The 16,807-nt window shown below is 68.3% G+C and carries 19 protein-coding genes; 8 read left to right on the top strand and 11 right to left on the bottom strand.

All coding sequences use genetic code 11. The features are described 5' to 3' along the window. Positions 1–104 precede the first annotated feature (104 nt). The 3 genes from trpA to ACV4UX_RS05575 are packed head-to-tail and all read left to right on the top strand — an operon-like array spanning position 105 to position 3,076. The gene (trpA, locus tag ACV4UX_RS05585; protein WP_491592336.1) at positions 105–884 is read left to right on the top strand and encodes a tryptophan synthase subunit alpha; all 780 of its coding nucleotides are present in this window, start codon (positions 105–107) and stop codon (positions 882–884) included. Positions 885–896: 12 nt separating this feature from the next. Continuing rightward, positions 897–1,763: an EamA family transporter gene (locus ACV4UX_RS05580; protein ID WP_491592335.1), complete on the top strand. Its 867-nt coding sequence runs from the start codon at positions 897–899 to the stop codon at positions 1,761–1,763. Between the two features lie 8 nt (positions 1,764–1,771). Next, positions 1,772–3,076, top strand: coding sequence for a phenylacetate--CoA ligase family protein (locus ACV4UX_RS05575; RefSeq protein ID WP_491592334.1), 1,305 nt, complete (start codon positions 1,772–1,774; stop codon positions 3,074–3,076). Between the two features lie 92 nt (positions 3,077–3,168). Here ACV4UX_RS05575 and ACV4UX_RS05570 read toward each other — a convergent pair whose 3' ends face one another. The 7 genes from ACV4UX_RS05570 to ACV4UX_RS05540 form a co-directional block, all read right to left on the bottom strand. After that, positions 3,169–5,052 carry a hypothetical protein gene (locus tag ACV4UX_RS05570; RefSeq protein WP_491592333.1) on the bottom strand — a complete coding sequence of 628 codons (1,884 nt, stop codon included), beginning with the start codon at positions 5,050–5,052 and terminating at the stop codon, positions 3,169–3,171. Continuing rightward, on the bottom strand, positions 5,039–6,064 hold the full coding sequence (locus ACV4UX_RS05565) for an SGNH/GDSL hydrolase family protein (RefSeq protein WP_491592332.1): 1,026 nt from the start codon (positions 6,062–6,064) through the stop codon (positions 5,039–5,041). Before ACV4UX_RS05565 ends, ACV4UX_RS05570 begins: the two co-directional genes overlap by 14 nt. Positions 6,065–6,088: 24 nt before the next feature. Then, positions 6,089–7,396 (bottom strand): EAL and HDOD domain-containing protein, encoded by a 1,308-nt coding sequence (locus ACV4UX_RS05560; protein WP_491592331.1) that lies wholly within the window; start codon positions 7,394–7,396, stop codon positions 6,089–6,091. A 44-nt stretch (positions 7,397–7,440) separates the two neighbouring features. Beyond that, entirely contained in the window at positions 7,441–8,493 is a 1,053-nt protein-coding gene (gene argC, locus ACV4UX_RS05555; protein WP_491592330.1) for an N-acetyl-gamma-glutamyl-phosphate reductase, read from the bottom strand. A 112-nt stretch (positions 8,494–8,605) separates the two neighbouring features. After that, entirely contained in the window at positions 8,606–8,914 is a 309-nt protein-coding gene (locus ACV4UX_RS05550) for a DUF1844 domain-containing protein (protein ID WP_491592329.1), read from the bottom strand. A gap of 17 nt (positions 8,915–8,931) precedes the next feature. After that, complete coding sequence (locus tag ACV4UX_RS05545; RefSeq protein WP_491592328.1) at positions 8,932–10,098, bottom strand: pyridoxal-phosphate-dependent aminotransferase family protein; 1,167 nt, start codon at positions 10,096–10,098, stop codon at positions 8,932–8,934. Between the two features lie 65 nt (positions 10,099–10,163). After that, positions 10,164–10,856 (bottom strand): GntR family transcriptional regulator, encoded by a 693-nt coding sequence (locus ACV4UX_RS05540; protein ID WP_491592327.1) that lies wholly within the window; start codon positions 10,854–10,856, stop codon positions 10,164–10,166. A 163-nt stretch (positions 10,857–11,019) separates the two neighbouring features. Between ACV4UX_RS05540 and ACV4UX_RS05535 the strand changes: the two genes are divergently transcribed. From ACV4UX_RS05535 to ACV4UX_RS05520, 4 genes are all read left to right on the top strand, one after another. Beyond that, the gene (locus ACV4UX_RS05535) at positions 11,020–11,475 is read left to right on the top strand and encodes a hypothetical protein (RefSeq protein ID WP_491592326.1); all 456 of its coding nucleotides are present in this window, start codon (positions 11,020–11,022) and stop codon (positions 11,473–11,475) included. Positions 11,476–11,569: 94 nt separating this feature from the next. After that, the gene (gene pyk, locus ACV4UX_RS05530; RefSeq protein WP_491592325.1) at positions 11,570–12,991 is read left to right on the top strand and encodes a pyruvate kinase; all 1,422 of its coding nucleotides are present in this window, start codon (positions 11,570–11,572) and stop codon (positions 12,989–12,991) included. Between the two features lie 9 nt (positions 12,992–13,000). After that, positions 13,001–13,645, top strand: coding sequence for an HAD family hydrolase (locus ACV4UX_RS05525; RefSeq protein WP_491592324.1), 645 nt, complete (start codon positions 13,001–13,003; stop codon positions 13,643–13,645). Positions 13,646–13,703: 58 nt separating this feature from the next. Then, a complete protein-coding gene (locus ACV4UX_RS05520) occupies positions 13,704–14,000 on the top strand; it encodes a hypothetical protein (protein WP_491592323.1) in 297 nt (98 codons plus the stop codon). Positions 14,001–14,607: 607 nt separating this feature from the next. Here the strand turns inward: ACV4UX_RS05520 and ACV4UX_RS05515 are convergent. From ACV4UX_RS05515 to ACV4UX_RS05505, 3 genes are all read right to left on the bottom strand, one after another. After that, on the bottom strand, positions 14,608–14,952 hold the full coding sequence (locus tag ACV4UX_RS05515) for a helix-turn-helix domain-containing protein (protein WP_491592322.1): 345 nt from the start codon (positions 14,950–14,952) through the stop codon (positions 14,608–14,610). Next, the gene (locus ACV4UX_RS05510; RefSeq protein WP_491592321.1) at positions 14,936–15,190 is read right to left on the bottom strand and encodes a type II toxin-antitoxin system RelE family toxin; all 255 of its coding nucleotides are present in this window, start codon (positions 15,188–15,190) and stop codon (positions 14,936–14,938) included. Before ACV4UX_RS05510 ends, ACV4UX_RS05515 begins: the two co-directional genes overlap by 17 nt. A gap of 124 nt (positions 15,191–15,314) precedes the next feature. Next, positions 15,315–15,629, bottom strand: coding sequence for a zinc-ribbon domain-containing protein (locus ACV4UX_RS05505; protein WP_491592320.1), 315 nt, complete (start codon positions 15,627–15,629; stop codon positions 15,315–15,317). A 102-nt stretch (positions 15,630–15,731) separates the two neighbouring features. On the opposite strand from ACV4UX_RS05505, the gene ACV4UX_RS05500 reads away from it, so the two are divergent. Then, positions 15,732–15,938 carry a ferredoxin gene (locus tag ACV4UX_RS05500; protein WP_491592319.1) on the top strand — a complete coding sequence of 69 codons (207 nt, stop codon included), beginning with the start codon at positions 15,732–15,734 and terminating at the stop codon, positions 15,936–15,938. A gap of 210 nt (positions 15,939–16,148) precedes the next feature. Here the strand turns inward: ACV4UX_RS05500 and ACV4UX_RS05495 are convergent, their stop codons facing one another. Continuing rightward, positions 16,149–16,799 (bottom strand): nitroreductase family protein, encoded by a 651-nt coding sequence (locus ACV4UX_RS05495; RefSeq protein ID WP_491592318.1) that lies wholly within the window; start codon positions 16,797–16,799, stop codon positions 16,149–16,151. Positions 16,800–16,807: the final 8 nt, after the last annotated feature.

Genomic DNA, 16,807 nt, shown 5'->3' with positions numbered 1-16,807 from the left:
GATCCTTGGTAGCTCTGGAGAGTTTGGGGGGGGGTTGGGAAGAGAGGGTAAAGAGAGAAAGTTTTTTGAAAAAGTTTTCCTCTTTGCCCGCCGGAGGCTTCTTCATGTCCATACTCACAGAGCGCATTCGCGCCGCCAACGCGTCGGGCCGCAAGGCCGTGATCCCCTATCTTCCCGCCGGGTTCCCGGACCGCGAGCGTTTCTGGGCCGAAGTGGCGGCCCTGGACGCGGGCGGGGCCGACGTCATCGAGATCGGCGTGCCCTTCTCCGACCCCGTGGCCGACGGCCCGGTGGTGGAGGCGGCCAGCCTGGAGTGCCTGGAACAGGGCGTCACCCTGGAGTGGATCCTGGACGAGTTGGCCCGTCGCAAGGGCGCGTTCCGGGCCGGGATCGTGCTCATGGGCTACTACAACCCCTTCCTGCAGTACGGGCTGGAGCGCCTGGGACGCGACTGCGCGGCCGCCGGGGTGGGCGGGCTCATCGTGCCGGACCTGCCGCTGGAGGAATCCGGCCCCCTGCGCGCGGCCCTGGCGGGCACGGGCACGGAGTGCATCTGCCTGGTGGGGCTGAACACCCCTCCCGAACGCCTGGCCGAATACGCTAGAGTGGCGCGGGGTTTCGTGTATTTCGTCTCTGTGCTGGGCACCACGGGCGTGCGCGAGAGCCTGCCCCGGGAGGTGCTGGACAAGCTGGCCCAGGTTCGCCCCGTCTTCAACGTGCCCATCGCCCTGGGCTTCGGCATCTCGCGCCCCGCGCAGGTGGCTCCGTTCGGAGACCTGATCGACGCGGCGGTGGTTGGCTCGGCGCTCATCAAGCGCCTGCGCGAGGGCGGCGACGGCGGGGGCTTCATGAAGGACTGGCGGGAGGGGGCCTCTCTGGGATAAAGGCCCATCCCCATGTGGGTCGTGCTCATGCTCGTGGCGGCGCTGTGCCAGGCGTTGAAGGATCTCTACCTCAAGCGCAGCGTGAAGGGCGTGGAGCCGGTGGCGGTCACGTGGGCCTACTGCCTTGGCACCACGCTCTTTTTGACCGTGCCGGTGCTGGCCGAGCCTTTGCCCGTGCTCCAGCCCGGGTTCTGGACGGCCATCGGGGTGATGGGGCCCCTGGCGGCGCTGACGCTCTATCTCTACGTGAAGGCGCTGGAGTCTTCGGACCTGTCGCTGGCCGCGCCCATGCTCACGGCCACGCCGTTGTTCCTGCTGATCACCTCGCCCTTGATCCTGGGCGAGTTCCCGGACCCGGCGGGGATCGTGGGCATCGCCTGCATCGTGGGGGGCTCCTACGTGCTCAACCTGGCCAAGGCCCGGCGGGGCAGCCCCCTGGAGCCCTTCCGGGCGCTGCTGCGCGACAAGGGCGCGCGGCTGATGCTGCTGGTGGCGTTCCTGTGGTCGGTGTCGGCCAACATCGACAAGGTGGGGCTGCGCAACGCCTCGCCCATGTTCTGGATCCTGTGCGCGTTCGGGGTCACCACGGCGTGGCTGACGCCGATGGTCTGGCGTCTGAGCAGCCGGGGCTTCGGCCAGGTGCGCGCCCGGCCCGTGGAGCTTGCGGCCGCAGGACTTCTGGAGGCCGTGACCTGCTGGTGCCAGATGCAGGCCCTGACCATGGCCATCGTGCCCTACGTGATCTCGGTGAAGCGCATGAGCGCGGTGTTCGCGGTGCTCCTGGGCTGGCTGGTGCTGCGCGAGGGCAACGTGCGCGAACGGCTGGCGGGCGCGGCGTTCATGGTGGTGGGGGTTTTTCTCATCGCGTTTTTGGGGTAGGTACCGCCATGTCGCAAGAGCACCGCTTCCTTCCCTCCCTCTCCGAGGACGAACTGGCCTCCGTCCAGGCGGCCGGGCTCAACTGGACCGTCGAACACGCCTTCCGGGGCTCGCCCGCCTACCGCGGGAAGCTCGCGGACGCAGGCTGGGAGCCGGGCCAGCAGCTCTCCCTGGACGACCTCCCGCGCCTGCCCTTCACCTCCGTGGAGGACCTGCGCAAGGGCTACCCCCTGCCCCTGCTCTCCGTGCCCGAGGAGCGCGTGGCGCGCATCCACGCCTCGTCGGGCACCACCGGCAAGCGCAAGGTGCTGGCCTACACCCAGGGCGACATCGACACCTGGAAGCTCATGTTCGCCCGCTGCTACGAGCTGGCCGGGCTCACCACCCTGGACCGCGTGCAGATCGCCGTGGGCTACGGCCTGTGGACCGCCGGGGCCGGCTTCCAGCTGGGCTGCGAGCACTTCGGGGCCATGGCCGTGCCCGTGGGGCCGGGCAACATGGAGATCCACCTCCAGCTCCTGGAGGACATGGGTTCCACGGTGCTCTGCTCCACGGCTTCCATGGCCCTGCTCATGGCCGAGGAGGTCGCGAAACGCCGCCTCAAGGACAAGATCCGCCTGAAGAAGGCCGTCTTCGGGGCCGAGACCCACAGCCCCAAGATGCGCGAACGCTTCCAGGAGATGCTGGGCCTGGAAGACTCCTTCGACATCGTGGGCATGACCGAACTCTACGGCCCGGGCACGGGCCTGGAGTGCGCCGCCCACCAGGGCGTGCACTACTGGGCGGACCTCTACATCCTGGAAATCCTCGACCCCGAGACCCTCAAGCCCGTGGCCCCGGGCGAGGTGGGCGAGATGGTGGTGACCACCCTGCGCAAGGAGGCCGCGCCGCTCATCCGCTACCGCACGCGCGACCTCACGCGGCTCGTCCCCGGCGAGTGCCCCTGCGGCGTGAAGACCCCCAGGCACGACAAGATCCTCGGGCGCTCCGACGACATGATCATCTTCCGGGGCGTGAACATCTACCCCGGACAGATCGCCTCCGTTCTGGAGCACTTCCCCGAGGTGGGCAGCGAGTTCCGCATCCATCTCTTCCGCAAGGCCGGAAAGGACCAGATGGTGCTCCAGGTGGAGCGACGCCCCGGCGCTGACCCCGCCATGGACCAGAACCTCTCAGAGGCCGTGAGCGAGGAGTTGCGCAAGCAGGTGCTCGTGCGCGCCTGGGTGGAGGTGATGGGCCAGGGCGAACTGCCGCGCAGCTTCGCCAAGACCAGGCGCGTGGTGGACGACCGCGAGGCGGCCGAGCGAGACTAGACGCCAGGCACGACCTGGACGCCTCCGCACGAACCCCTGGAAGGCCGCCTCCGGGCGGCCTTCGGCGTTCCGGACGATCGGCCCGAGTCGTCTCAGGGCAGTGAAAGCACGCGCCGGTAGACCCGGGCTGCGCGCACCGTGTCGGACCAGACCCGGCCCTGGGGATCGGGCTGTTCGGCCACGGACAGCGCGCCCACGCGGGCGAAGGTGTTGGCGGGCACGTACACCGAGGCCTTGCGGGTGGCGTAGACCCAGTCCTCGGCGGTGCGGGAGGCCAGGAGCAGCGCCCCGTATTCCTTCATCACGGCCGGAGGGTTCTCGAAGCGCACGAAGGCGTAGGACGAGGGCCTGGCCAGGGTGAAATTGTGGTGGTGGCCCGTGGCGGGGTCGAAGGCGTGGGTGACGGCCACGCCCGGGATCTCCTCCACCACGGCGAAAAAGAGCGCCGTCGCCAGGGCCAGGGCCTGGAGCGCCGCCCCGGCGCGCGGCGCACGACGCCCCGCCAGGAGCATCTGACCCGCCGCGAAGCAGCAGACCACCGCGAACACCGGCACGGCGAAGACCATGGGAGCGTTGTCCAGGGTCTCGGAGAGGTCGCGGAAGTCCCAGGGCAGGAAGTAGGCCAGATTGAACCAGGGAACGTCCCGGAACAGGGCATCCAGGGCCGTGGAGTGCATGCGCCCGTCCAGGAACAGGTTGGGCGCGCGCAGCCCCAGGCAGAAGAGGGCCATGGAGAGCGCGAGCAGGGGCAAGGCCCAGAAGCGGTTGGCCTCTCCCGCCGACTGCGCCCAGTAGGCGAAGCCGAAGGCCAGGAAAGGGCAGGCCGCCACCCACGGGCGGCAGGCATAGGCCTCCGCGCCGTTGGCCCAGAGGATGGTGAAGAAGTAGGCCCCGAAGAACGCGCCCAGCAGCCCGAAGGGCCGCTCGCCGCGCACGAGCGCCAGGGCGAAGCCCGCCAGGGCCAGGAGCATGTGCGGGGCGTTGGGCAGCAGGCCGTGGTGGTGGTCCAGGAGGTTCACCAGGATGCGGTTGGGCACGATCCAGAGGCTCGTGGCGAAGGCAGGGCTGGCCCCGCCCACGGCGCGCCCGAAGAGCAGGTGGTTGTAGACGAAATACAGGGCGCACATCCCAGCCGCCGTCAGCGCCAGCAACGCAAGAAGCCGCACGCCCCAGCCTCGGCGCAGGCACTGGACGAACACCGTCAGGCACCCGGCGACGCCCACCAGAGCCAGTTTCAGGTGCACGAAGGGCAGCAGGCAGCAGAACACCACCAGGGGCAAGGCGTTGCGCCGCTCGCGGTGCGCCCCGACGGCCAGGGCCAGCACCAGCAGCGCGTTCAGGGTGAAGAGCAGGATCTCCGAGAAGAACAGGCGCATGTAGAAGGCCAGAGGGGCCGAAAAGGCCACGGCCGCCAGGCCCGCCAGGCTCGCCCCCGGCCCGAAGCGCGTGCGCAGGGCCGCATGGAGGGCGAAGAGGCCCGCCGCGCCCACCAGGAAGGAGAACCAGCGCGCCCCGTCCAGCCCTCCCAGCCAAAGGGGCACGGCCCCCAGCAGCGGGTAGACCACCGAATGGATCAGGGCCAGGCCGGGCCGGGCCGGGCTTTCCTCGCCCGCCCCGCCGCCCATGTCCGCACGGCGCAGCATCTCCTGCCAGGAGGCGTCCGAGGCGTGGAATCCTTCACCCTGGAACAGGCCCAGGCCGTAGGCCGCGTAGCGCACCTCGTCGCCGGTGAGGTTGAGCTGCCGGTAGAAGAAGACGTGCAGGCAGGCCAGGGCGAGCACCACGCAGAGCACGGGGAAGAGCCTGCCCCCGCCTCCGGGGACAGGAGGCGCGAAGGCGCGGCCCCCATGCGCCCTGGAAGAGCCTCCCGCGCAGGCCGCGCCGGATGCGCCAGGCGCATCCGCCACGCCGGGCGCGCCCTCCCGCATGAGGGCCTGTCCGTCCTCAGCCTTCCCCTGGTCGTCACTGACCGGCATGATCCGCCGCCCCCTCCCTGAGCTTCCCGGCCAGCAGCTCGCCCACCTCGCGGTGCAGGGCGAGGCTCGGGTGGGCGTCCAGGGCGTTGACCACCAGACCCGAGGCGGGCCTGCCGCGCAGCACGGGGGCGAGGTCCACGGTCTCGAAGCCCAGGATTGTGAGCTGTGCGGCCACCTTGGCCGTGAGGGGCGCGCTCTCGTCCACGGCCTGGAGCATGGGAAAAACCACGGCCAGCGGCTTTGCCCCGCGCTCGCGCACGGCCTGGGCCAGATCGGCCAGTTCGGCGGCGTGCGTTCCCCAGACCTTTGGGTCGGCGTAGGCCCCCTTGAGGGAATCCCAGAAGGTGCTGGCCCCGCCCGAGAGGTTGCCTCCTCGCGCGAAGCGCCAGTAGACGAAATCGAAGAGCGCGGAGTTCTCGGTGAGGGTCTTGGTGAGGCCGCGCGGAAGGTTCACGGCGAAGGTGAGGGGGTAGTCCGCCTTGGCGGCGGCGTTGAAGATGTCGTTGAGGTAGTAGACCAGCACCACGGCTTCTGGGGCCGCGGGGAAGGCGCGCAGGCCCTTGGCCTCGTCCACGGAGTCCCAGCCGTTCTTGGCCAGGTTGTAGACCTTCCAGCCAGGCCCCAGGGCGCGCGCGGCCACGTCGGTGAAGCGGTCCTCGGGGCGTTCCACGCCGTGTCCGGCCACGAAGGAGTCGCCCAGGAAGGCCACGGAACGCTGCCCCGGCGCGGGGGGGATCACTTCGGCGTCGCGGTAGCCCAGGGAGTTGACGGGCTTCCAGTGCCTGGCCATCCAGGCCTTGCCCGCCCAGGTGAGGGCGAAGCCGTCGGACTGGTCGTGCACGGCGCGGAAATAGACCTCCATGGCCAGCACGCCTGCCAGGAGCGAGTCGGTCACCAGGAGCATGGAGAGGATGGCCCCGCGCAGCCGGGGCATGCGCCGCTTCAGGGGGCCGGCCAGCACGGCGGCGTGCAGGCAAAGGAATGCGAGGGCGCAGACGATGGTCAGGGCCATGGTTGGGGCGGTCCGGTTTCGGGTTCAGCGTTTGCGGGCAGAGGGCGGGTCGTGCCGGATGTCCCGCACGAGGTCGCCCGCGAAGCGCAGGGCGTCGGCGTGCAGGGCCGAGGCGGTGGGTCCGGGCATGTGCAGCCCGTCCAGGACCTGACGGGCCGCCTGCCAGTCGGCGGATTCCAGATCCTTGGCCAAGGTGAGCAGTTCCCTGGCCTGGTTGTCGCCGCCGCGCAGGGCGTCGGCCAGGGCGGGAGGCAGGGGCAGGTCCTTGAGCAGTTCGTCCATGGGTTGCCCCAGCAGGGCGTCCAGCAGGGAGAACAGGCCCATGACGAAGAGGGCGTCGGGCCGCGCGGGCGGGTCGGCGAGCATGCGCCCCACCAGCTCCAGGAACTTGGCGCGGCGCACGGAGAGGAACACCAGCTCCTTGCCCTTGGCCGTGGGGTTGAGATCGGACATGAGCACGGCCTGGAGCCACTTGGCCAGGTTGCGCTGCCCGAGGATCATGATGGCCTGGCGGATGGACTCGATGCTCTCGCGCCGCCCGAAGGCCGCCGAATTGATGTAGCGCAGCAGGCGGTAGGAGAGGGAGATGTCGCCCTCGATGATCTTGCTGACCACGCCGGGATCGAAGTCTTCGTCGGCCAGCTCCTTGAGGAGCTTCACCTTGCTCATTTCCGAACTGGAGAGCTTGCGCCCCTGCACGATCTCGGGTTTCCGGAAGAAATAGCCCTGGAAATAGGTGAAGCCCAGTTCCAGAGTCTTCTGGTGGGTGCGCGCGTCCTCCACCTTTTCGGCCAGGAGCATCCGCTTGCCCCCGCCCAGGCGCGCGGCCAGGCCGGGCAGTTGGGCTTCGGGCAGGGCCAGCACGTCCACCTTGATGATGTCGGCCAGCTCCAGGAACGGGTCGTGACCGGGCTGGCCCACGAAGTCGTCCAGGGCCAGGGTGTAGCCCGCGCGCTTGAGCTTGCGCAGGGCCTCCAGCACCTCGGGCGTGGGCTCCACGGTCTCCAGGATCTCGACCACGCAGCTCTCCGGGGGCAGCGCGAAGCCGAAGCCCTCCAGGATGAGGTTCATGGGGAAGTTCACCAGGGTCTTCTCGTGGGGTTCGAGCCCGGTGCGCCCCAGCGTCACCCCGTCGGCGATGACCTTGGAGGTGGCGTGGTCGCCGTCCACGAACATGGCCTGCCCCGCCTCCGCGCCGTGGCGGTAGAGCAACTCGTAGCCCCAGACCTTCATGCTCCGGTCGAAAATGGGCTGGCGCGCGACGAAGACGTTCTCCAGGATGTCTTCGTCGCCGCCGCCCATGCGTGAAAGGTCGAGGCGCTGGTCTGTCATGTTCGCTTCTTGAGCCTGAATCGGTCGCGAAGTCAACAACTCCGTCAGGGCATGAGGGGGGCCAGCCGCAGGCCCTCGTCCACTTCCAGGCCGAGCATGAGGTTGGCGCAGGCCAGGGCCTGGCCGGACGCGCCCCGGCAAAGGTTGTCGATCACCGAACAGACGATGAGCCGGCCGGTGCGGGGGTCCACCACCACGCCTAAGTCGCAGTACATGGTTCCGCGCACGTGGCGCGTCTCGGGGAGTTTGCCCGCGGGCAGCACGCGCACCCAGGGATGCCCGGCGTAGTGTTCGGCGTAGAGCTTCGTCGCGCCCTCCTGGGTGATGGCGCCCTTGAGCCGCGTGTAGATGGTGGAGTGGATGCCCCGGTCGATGGGCAGGATGTGCGGGTTGAAGGAGACGGTCATCCCCTGCCCGGCCAGGAAGCCCAGTTCCTGTTCGATCTCGGGGGTGTGGCGGTGCGTGCCCAGGCCGTAGGCCCGGAAGGTGTCGTGGATTTCGCAGAAGAGCGTGGCCACGCCCGCCTTGCGCCCGGCCCCGGACGTGCCGGACTTGGAGTCGCACACGATGCCCGCGGGCTCCACTATGCCCGCCTCCAGGGCGGGCCACAGGCCCAGGATCACCGAGGTGGGGTAGCAGCCGGGGTTGGCGATGAGCCGGGCCTTGGCGATGTCCGGGGCGTAGCGCTCGGGCAGGCCGTAGACCGCCCCCCCGATGAGCCCGGGGTGGCGGTGTTCCAGGCCGTACCATTGGGCGTAGACGCCTGGGTCGCGCAGGCGGAAGTCGGCCGAGAGGTCCACCACCTTGAGACCCTGGTCCAGTAGCTCCGCCGCCGTGTCCATGGCCGCGCCGTGGGGCACGGCCAGGAAGACCAGCTCGCAGGCCCGGGCCAGGTCCTGGGGATCGGGCTCGGTGAGGACGAGCCCGTCGAGCTTCGTGTTGCGCACGAAGGGGTAGATCTCCGAGAGGGGCTTGCCCTTGTCGGTGCGCGAGGTGGCGCGCACGAGATCGAGGCGCGGGTGGAAGGCCAGAAGCCGCGCCAGTTCCATGCCGGTGTAGCCGGTGACGCCCACGAGCCCCACGGGTATCCGAGACATCGCATTCTCCTCGCTGCGGGCGCGCGCCGAAGCGCGCCACGCCTGTTGACCGTTCAGTGCGGCGCGACGGCCCGCCGGGCGGGCCGCGTTCAAGGACAGGAGCCGGTGCGGATCAGGCGTTTCGTCGCACGTAGAGCATGCGCAGGTGGCCCAGCACGTCGGCCAGTTGCCGGGCCTCGGCGTCGCTTAGGTTGCCGCGCGTCTTTTCCTCGAGCATGGCCAGCGTGTCGATGGAGTGTTTGGCCAGGGGCAGGCTCGGGGCCATGCGCCCGGACTCGGGCTCGGGCATCTCGCCCAGGTGCACCATGGCCGCAGAGGCCAGGGAGATCATGAAGGTGGTGAAGTCCACCTGGGGCAGGCACATGCCCGCGTAGTCGGCATGCCCCTCGGGGCAGGAATCGCACGTCTTGTCCTGGTTCATGATGGTCTGTCCTCGTTTCAGTTGGCGGGCGGTCCCTGGCGCAGGGCCTCGCCGTAGGCGTCCATGGCCTGCTCCAGGGCGTCGGGGCAGCCGATGTAGCCGCCCGCTCCGGTGAAGGCCTGGCGCAGGGCGGCCAGTCCGGCCAGCACGTCCCCGAAATCCACGTGGCCCATGTGGCCCAGGCGCACCACCCGGTCCTTCATGTGGCCCTGGCCCGTGGCCAGCACCACGCCGTGGTCGGCCGAGGCGCGTTTGGCCACCTCGGAGGCGCTCACCCCCAGGGGCATGCGGATGGACGTGAGCCCCCAGGTGAAGTTCTCGGGGGCCAGAAGCTCCAGCCCCATGGCGCTCGCCCCCGCGCGGGCCATCATGGTCAGGGCCCATTGCTTGGCGTGGAGGCGCTCCAGGCCGAACTCCCGGAAGAGGCGCAGCGACTCGCGCAGCCCGACCAGCAGTCCCACGGGCGAGGTGAACAGGGTCTGGTTGGCCTTGATCTTGGCGTGCTCGCCCTGGAGTTGGAAATAGAAGTTGGAGGGCCGCACCCGGGCGCACTTGGCCCAGCCCTTCTCCGAACAGGCGATGAAGGCCAGGCCCGGCGGGAGCATGAGCCCTTTCTGGGAGCCCGTGAGCAGGCAGTCCACGCCCCAGTCGTCCATGGGGCAGGGCGAGATGCCCACGGCGGAGATGCCGTCGGCCACGAGCAGGGCCTCCCGCCCGGCCGTGACGCGGCCCAGTTCCCGGATGGGGTGCAGCACGCCCGTGGAGGTCTCCGAGGCCTGCACGAGCACGCCCCGGATGGACGGGTCGGCGTCCAGGGCGCGGGCCACTTCGGCGGGGTCCACGGCCCGGCCCCATTCCACGGGCAGGCGCACGGGAACCTGCCCGTGCATCTCGCAGATTTCGCCCCAGCGCTCGCCGAACTTGCCGCCCTCCACGCACAGGAGCTTCTCGCCCGGCGCGAAGAGGTTGGTGACGGCAGCGGCCATGGCCCCGGTGCCGGAGCACGAGAGGGGAATGACCTCCTGGCTGGTCTGGAAAAGGTATTTGAGGCCCGCGCGCACGTCTTCCATCACGGGCAGGAAGGCGGGTTTGCGGTGGTGGAGCATGTCCCGGGCCATGGCCAGGCGCACTTCCTCGGGAAGCGGCGTGGGGCCGGGGGTGAGCAGGCGGGTCTTGTTGAGCATGGAATCCTCGCTGCGGGACCTTTACACCAAACCGAAGCGGCCCGCATCCCCCCTCGCCCCGGGTTTCAGGGATTGGCGGCCCCCCGCGCGGCGTAAGCCCGCGTGAGGGCGCGACCCATGGCCTGCTCCACGTTGGCGCGGCCGTGGCGGATGTTGCGCTCCAGCTGGGCGCGGATGGCGGCCGCGTCGCCCGAGAGGATGGCCCTCGCCAAGTCGCGGTGGATGGCGTAACTGGCTTCCAGGGTGCCCTGCTCCATGGCCCGTTCGAAGCCCATGACCCGGAACACGAAGAGCCGCTCGCCCACGCGGCGCAGGGCCTCCAGAAGCTTTTCGTTGCCCGCCAGGGCCGCCAGGGATTCGTGGAAGGCCTCGTCGCGCCGGGCGATGGCCTGGGCGTCATCGTCCCGGGGGGGCGGACCGTCCCAGACCCGGGCCAGGCGCTCCACCTCGGCGTGGAGCGCGGGCATGCGGGCCAGCTTCTCCAGGGCGAATATCTCCAGGGCCAGGCGCACCTCGTAGAGGTCGGCCACCTCGGAGGGGCGCACCTGGCGCACGAAGTAGCCCTTGTTGGGAACGCGGCGCACGTAACCGTCGGCCTCCAGCATGCGCAGGGCCTCGCGCACGGGGCTTCGGCTCACGCCGAACCCGGCGGCAAGGGCTTCCTCGCCCAGGGGGTGTTCGGGCGGGTAGTCCCACTGGAGAATGCGACGACGGATCTCGGCGGCCACGCCTTCGCTGGTCTGCCCCGGGCGTTTCATGGATTCTTCCTCCTTCTCTCGCGACGCAAGGATACAAGGATTCCGGGTTCGTGTCCATATTGTATACACATAAAAATACAATTCTGCATTGACAAGTGCCCCGGCGAGGCGCACCCTCTCCCCGTGGCCGGACCAACCGGACCAGACGTTTCCGGAGACGCTCATGGACCCTTCCCTCTACCTCTGCCTGATCCTGGGTTTCTTCATGCTCTCGCTCTCGGCCCGGCAGTCGCTGGCCACCGACGCCCACTGCCTGCGCCAAAGCGACGTGCCCGTCCGGGTGCGCCTGGCCCTGCGCAGGGCCGTGCCGGGCTTCTGCGTGCGCAAGGTCCGCGTGACCCTGCGCGAGGGCGCTCCGGCCTACTGGTTCACCGGCAGCACCCCGCACGAGGCGGACCTGGCCTTGCTGGTGCTCGATTCGGGCGAGGCGAACCTCCTGCCCGAGGGCTGGTCGCGGCTGATCGAGGACGAGGGGACCGCCCCGCCCGAGGCCCCCTGGCTGCGCCCCGGCGCGGCCCGCCAGCCGGACCCGTCCCTGGCCGGACCGGCCTGCGCCTGGAGCGTGGCCACTCCCGGAACCGCCGGGCGGAGTTCCCCTAGGAACTCCGGGCGGCGCTGAGGCGAAGCCGTCTGAGACGGCGCGCGCTCTTTTCGGTACACAAGCGCCAAGGCTTCCGGTATAGCGGCCCAAGAACCCTTACCGGAGCACAGCCATGACCACCAAGATCATCGCCACCCTGGGGCCGGCCTCCCTCTCCCGCGAGCGCATCAAGGCCCTGGCCCTGGCCGGGGCGCGCATTTTCCGGCTCAACTTCTCCCACTCCGTGGCTGCGGACTTCGAGCCCGTCGTGCGCATCATCCGCGACGTGGAATCCGAACTGGGCAAGCCCCTCACCGCCCTGGGCGACCTCTGCGGCCCCAAGACCCGCATCGGCGAGATCAAGGACGCCCCCCGCCAGGTGGGCAAGGGCGAGACCCTGCTCCTGGGCCTGCCCGAGGAGGACCCCGGCGACGACGAACGCGCCTTCGTGCCCCTGGACGTGCCCGGGCTCCTGGCTGGGCTCCAGCCCGGCATGCCCGTGAACCTCTCCGACGGCATGCTCCAGTTCGACGTGACCCGCGCCCTCAAGCAGGACCGGCTCTACGAAATGGTGGCCCACAACGCGGGGGTGCTCTCCTCGCGCAAGGGCATCGCCTTCCCCGGCAAGCACCACGCCCTGCCCGCCCTCACCGAGAAGGACATCAAGGACCTCCACGAAGGCCTGGACATCGGCCTGGACGCCGTGGCCATCTCCTTCGTGCAGAACGCGGGCGACATCCGCCACATCAAGGACGAGATCAAGCGTCACGACACCTGGGTTCCCGTGGTGGCCAAGCTGGAGCGACAGAACGCCGTGGACAACCTGGAGGAGATCCTGGCCGTCACCGACGTGGTGATGGTGGCCCGGGGCGACCTGGGCACCGAGTGCCCCATCTCCGAACTGCCCATCATCCAGAAGCGCATCATCCGCGCCTGCCGTCACGCCCAGAAGCCCGCCATCGTGGCCACGCAGATGCTGCTCTCCATGGTGAAGAACCCCATCCCCACCCGGGCGGAATCCACCGACGTGGCCAACGCCATCCTGGACGGGGCCGACTGCGTGATGCTCTCCGAGGAGACCGCCGTGGGCGACTTCCCCGTTGAAGCCGTGGCCTACATGCGCGAAATCTCCGACAACGCCGTGAAGTACTACCTGGAGCGCATCCAGGGGCCCTACGCCCCCAAGAAGGAGAAGAACCCGGCCAAGTATCTGGCCTACTCCGCCTGCATCCTGGCCGACAACGCCGAGTCCAAGGCCCTGGTGAGCCACTCCCTGGCGGGAACCACCGCCCGGCTGATCTCCTCGCGCCGCCCCGAGCTGCCCATCTACGCCCTCACCCTGGACCCGCGCGTGATCCACCACATGAACTTCGTCTGGGGCGTGCAGCCGCGCCTGGTGGACAAGACCGACGAGAGCCACATGAAGCGCGCCGAACGCTTCGTGGCCGAATCGCCCGAATTCGCCCCCGGAGACTCCGTGGTGATCACCGCCGGGCAGCCCACCCCGGGCCAGACCACGCGCTTCACCAACCAGATCAAGCTCTACCACAAATAGAGAGGCCCCATGCCCCGCGCCGTGCTCTTCGACCTGGACGGAACCCTTCTGGACACCCTGGAGGACCTGGCCGACGCTGGCAACGCCACCCTGGCCGCCCTGGGCCGCCCCACGCACCCCGTGGAGCGCTACAAGCAGTTCGTGGGCGACGGCGTGGCCATGCTCGTGCGCCGCGCCCTGCCCCCGGAGGCCGACGAAGAGGAGCTCGCGCGCGCCCTGTCCGTCATGCGCGGGGAGTACGAATCGCGCCTGGCGGGCAAGACCCGGCCCTATCCCGGCATCCCGGAGCTTCTGGACGCCCTGACCGTCCGGGGCGTGCCCATGGCCGTGGTCTCCAACAAGCCCGACCCCTTCTGCCAGATCACCGTGCGCGACTACTTCGGGGCCTGGACCTGGGGCGCGGTGCTGGGCGAGACGGAGCGCTTCCCGCGCAAGCCCGACCCGGCCGGGGCGCTCCACGCGGCCGCCATCCTGGGAGTCGAACCGGCGGACTGCCTCTTCCTGGGCGATTCGCCCATGGACGTGCGCTGCGCCCTGAACGCGGGCATGACCCCCGTGGGGGCCACCTGGGGGTTCAGGGAACGGCGCACCCTGGAGGCCGAGGGCGGGAGGCTCTTCATCGACAGGCCGGAGGAGCTGCTGGGTCTCTTATGACCTAAACACTCGTACCAACGCCTTGATCATCAACATCCGTCAACACGACGACTGCAACATGCCACTGGACACACTGATGTCTTCCGGCATTAATACGCGAAGCTATGAACAAGTACTCCTTGACATGGAGCGCGCCCTGGAATGGATCAACTCTCTCGGCGTACAGACAGCCAACACAAGACTTGAAAAATACAGACGCGATATGGCCGAACTGCTAACCAGATGGAAGAAAAACAAATATGAAGACTTCAAGCTTAACGACCCAACATACCACTTCAACATGGTGGTCGAGCTAGACGACTTAACGGAAATACATCTCGCCTCAACTCATTCGACACAGACGATATCAAGATAAAACTTAAGCAGCTTGCTACTGGCCAAGAGCTGCTGACCAAGGAGTCTGGAAAGAAATCAAGCCGCGAAACAGCCTTTGAGCTATACATCGCGAGCAAAATCGCTCAAGCAGGCAATTTTGTTTCTTTCGATACGGTTGCAGATGTCAAATCTAGAATCAACAATAAGCCCATCTTCATCGAATGCAAAAGGATCAGAAGCGAAAAAACACACGGAGCACAATAAAACAGGCGCTCAGTCAACTGCAAAAAAGATACGTTGAAGAAGATACAAATGCGTACGGGTACGCAGCGATATCAATCGACACCGAAGTCAATCCGAGACTTGGATTTCTTGAATATTCAAGCCGACAGAACCCCCTCGAAATGGTCGAGGAGTACTGCATAAACTTTATCGACAAGAACAAAAAGTACTGGCGGGAACCAAGAGACGAAAGAACTCTTGGTTGCATCATCTCTCTGCGTGTCCCCATCGTGGACAAGACAACCAGGTTGATTCCCGTATGCAGAAGCTTGGTTGTCAACAACTCCTGGCCGACCACTCACTTCCAAAACACAGTACATGAAGTAGTCGCCAAGTGTTTGTTCAAACGCTAACGTAAATGATGCCTACTCTTCGCGCAGCTGCTCCCACTCCACGCCCAGCGCCTTGGCGATTTTCCTGAGAGTGGTCACGCGGGGCCGCACGCCGGGAGCTTCCATCTGGGCATAGGCGGGGCGGGAGACATCCATGCGGCGGGCCACCTCCTCCTGGGTCAGGCCCAGGTATTCCCGCCAAGCGCGGACCAGACTAAGGCCCTGCACTGCGTGCAGCCCCACCACCTCGTGAGGGATCAGGACTGCCTCGTCGGGCCTGCCTCCGAAAGCCTCCTTGTATTCGTTCCAGGGGATGACCGCGAAAAGAGGAACCCCGTCCGCCCCGGAAATGATCTGGTGATTAATAGGTACGTTCATTGCGCTTCATGACCTCCTGGACCTTGATCACACGGGGAGTCTCATCAATCACGAGAAACAAAACCCGGTAACGGCCCACACGCAGACGATATCCGGCACGCGCTGTCAGAGCTTTCACGCCTCGACAATTGGGCCAGTGAGCTAGCTCGCCTACTGCAGCGTGGATTGATGCCCTGTCTCGAACGTCAATGGACTTCAACTGCCTGAGTGCCTTGCTTGTCCATTCAATGCGCGCCATGCACACCATGTAAGACTTCGTAAGAATTTCGGCAACAGGCTTCGTCACCTCGCCGCAAACAGTACCGCCGGCTGGAGCTGGATGGGAATTGCCTCGGTGTCTGGGCGGGCGAGGTTGCTCTGGTTCAATCCCTCCAGGTGATGCCGCGCAGCAGGGCCCAGGCGGCGGCCAGCGCGCCCAGGGCCAAGACCGGCCAGACCGTCTCCGCCAGGGAGAAGCCCAGCCAGCCAAAAGTGACGGCCAGGGCCACGGCCCAGGCCTCGCGCAGGCGGGCGGCGCGCCGCGCGTCCAGGGGGTCTCGCCCGGTGAGCAGGGGAAGCGGCTCCAGGCCACGCGCGCCCGGCCCGCCGGGGGCGCGGCCGGACTGGAGCTTGTGCCCGCACGCCTCGCAGGCGAGGGCCTCGTCGGGGTTTTCCCGGCCGCATTTGTTGCAGATCATGGATGGCCGCGCGTTGACAGGGGTTGCGGCGGGTCTTACTCCTCGCCGGTCAGCCCGTCATAGCCCCCGCCCGATGGGCGGGCAACCGCAAAGCGAGCCCCCATGACCGACAAGCCCCTCATCCCCGTCTACCTCGACCTCGTGCCCTGCCACGGTTGCGGGGCCTGCGCCGAGGTCGCGCCGGACCTCTTCGACATGGACCAGAGCGTGGATCGCCCCATCCTCAAGGCCGACGAAGGCCCGGAGGACCAGGTCCGCCAGGCCATCGCCTACTGCCCCAACGACTGCATCGCCACTGACGAGGAGTGACCCCGCGCGGCCGAAGGGCCGCCCTTACCGCCCCACCCTCGCCCTGGCGGAAGGCCGTCACACCTGGACCTGCCCGCACACGGCCGCCAGCGGCGGCCCGGACGGGACGCGACGGCCGGACCGGGGGCGAGGCGTCGGACCCTGCCCGTCCACGGCCGCGACGGCCGGACCGGGCGCGAGGCGTCGTCCCGGCCGCCTTGCCGTGCCCGACTACCCCTTGGGCCAGCCCACGCTCTGGGCCATGATCACCCGCTGTGACGCGCCCAGGCCCATGGCCTTGGAGAGCGCGGGCGCGTCGATGCTCGCGCGCACCACCGTGCCCAGGCCCATGGCCGCGCAGTAGAGGTAGACGTTCTGGCTCACGAACCCGGTGTCGGCCCAGGCGAAGTTCAGTTTCTCCTCGTCCGTTTTGCCCGCCGCCTTCTCCACGTCGGCCACGTAGACAAGGTTCAGGGGGGCCTTGGCCGCGAAGGACTGGGTCCCCGTGAGAGCGCGCAGGTCTTCACCAGCCTTGCGGACCAACGCGTTGGCCTTGGGGTCGTACAGGAAGAGGCCGTCGGCCTTGGCCGCCCACACCGAAACCTCCTGGCGGTTGTGGGCGCTGGGCGCGGTGCGCCTGCCCGAGTCCGGGCGGTTCACGCCGCAGGCGGCCCAGAGAATCCCGGCCAGGATGTCCGGGGCGATGTCCTTGTCCGCGTATTCGCGCACGCTCTGACGGGCGCGCAGAGCCGCCTCCAGGGTCTTGCCGCCGGGCAGGGCCGGGGCGGGCAGGGCCGCGCCCCCCTGCTGGGCCAGGGCCGGAGCCGTCCCCAGGCCCAGGGCCAGGGCTCCCGCCGCCGCGATGAAGCCGCGTCTTTTCATGCCGCACT

Source organism: Fundidesulfovibrio sp. (assembly GCF_058402725.1).
The sequence above is the reverse complement of the archived record's forward strand: the minus strand, read 5'-3'. Positions and strand labels throughout refer to the sequence as shown.

Coding starts and splice junctions, on each gene's coding strand:
- trpA (WP_491592336.1), top strand. CDS start 105: ATGTCCATACTCACAGAGCGCATTCGCGCCGCCAACGCGTCGGGCCGC.
- ACV4UX_RS05580 (WP_491592335.1), top strand. CDS start 897: ATGTGGGTCGTGCTCATGCTCGTGGCGGCGCTGTGCCAGGCGTTGAAG.
- ACV4UX_RS05575 (WP_491592334.1), top strand. CDS start 1,772: ATGTCGCAAGAGCACCGCTTCCTTCCCTCCCTCTCCGAGGACGAACTG.
- ACV4UX_RS05570 (WP_491592333.1), bottom strand. CDS start 5,052: ATGCCGGTCAGTGACGACCAGGGGAAGGCTGAGGACGGACAGGCCCTC.
- ACV4UX_RS05565 (WP_491592332.1), bottom strand. CDS start 6,064: ATGGCCCTGACCATCGTCTGCGCCCTCGCATTCCTTTGCCTGCACGCC.
- ACV4UX_RS05560 (WP_491592331.1), bottom strand. CDS start 7,396: ATGACAGACCAGCGCCTCGACCTTTCACGCATGGGCGGCGGCGACGAA.
- argC (WP_491592330.1), bottom strand. CDS start 8,493: ATGTCTCGGATACCCGTGGGGCTCGTGGGCGTCACCGGCTACACCGGC.
- ACV4UX_RS05550 (WP_491592329.1), bottom strand. CDS start 8,914: ATGAACCAGGACAAGACGTGCGATTCCTGCCCCGAGGGGCATGCCGAC.
- ACV4UX_RS05545 (WP_491592328.1), bottom strand. CDS start 10,098: ATGCTCAACAAGACCCGCCTGCTCACCCCCGGCCCCACGCCGCTTCCC.
- ACV4UX_RS05540 (WP_491592327.1), bottom strand. CDS start 10,856: ATGAAACGCCCGGGGCAGACCAGCGAAGGCGTGGCCGCCGAGATCCGT.
- ACV4UX_RS05535 (WP_491592326.1), top strand. CDS start 11,020: ATGGACCCTTCCCTCTACCTCTGCCTGATCCTGGGTTTCTTCATGCTC.
- pyk (WP_491592325.1), top strand. CDS start 11,570: ATGACCACCAAGATCATCGCCACCCTGGGGCCGGCCTCCCTCTCCCGC.
- ACV4UX_RS05525 (WP_491592324.1), top strand. CDS start 13,001: ATGCCCCGCGCCGTGCTCTTCGACCTGGACGGAACCCTTCTGGACACC.
- ACV4UX_RS05520 (WP_491592323.1), top strand. CDS start 13,704: ATGCCACTGGACACACTGATGTCTTCCGGCATTAATACGCGAAGCTAT.
- ACV4UX_RS05515 (WP_491592322.1), bottom strand. CDS start 14,952: ATGAACGTACCTATTAATCACCAGATCATTTCCGGGGCGGACGGGGTT.
- ACV4UX_RS05510 (WP_491592321.1), bottom strand. CDS start 15,190: ATGGCGCGCATTGAATGGACAAGCAAGGCACTCAGGCAGTTGAAGTCC.
- ACV4UX_RS05505 (WP_491592320.1), bottom strand. CDS start 15,629: ATGATCTGCAACAAATGCGGCCGGGAAAACCCCGACGAGGCCCTCGCC.
- ACV4UX_RS05500 (WP_491592319.1), top strand. CDS start 15,732: ATGACCGACAAGCCCCTCATCCCCGTCTACCTCGACCTCGTGCCCTGC.
- ACV4UX_RS05495 (WP_491592318.1), bottom strand. CDS start 16,799: ATGAAAAGACGCGGCTTCATCGCGGCGGCGGGAGCCCTGGCCCTGGGC.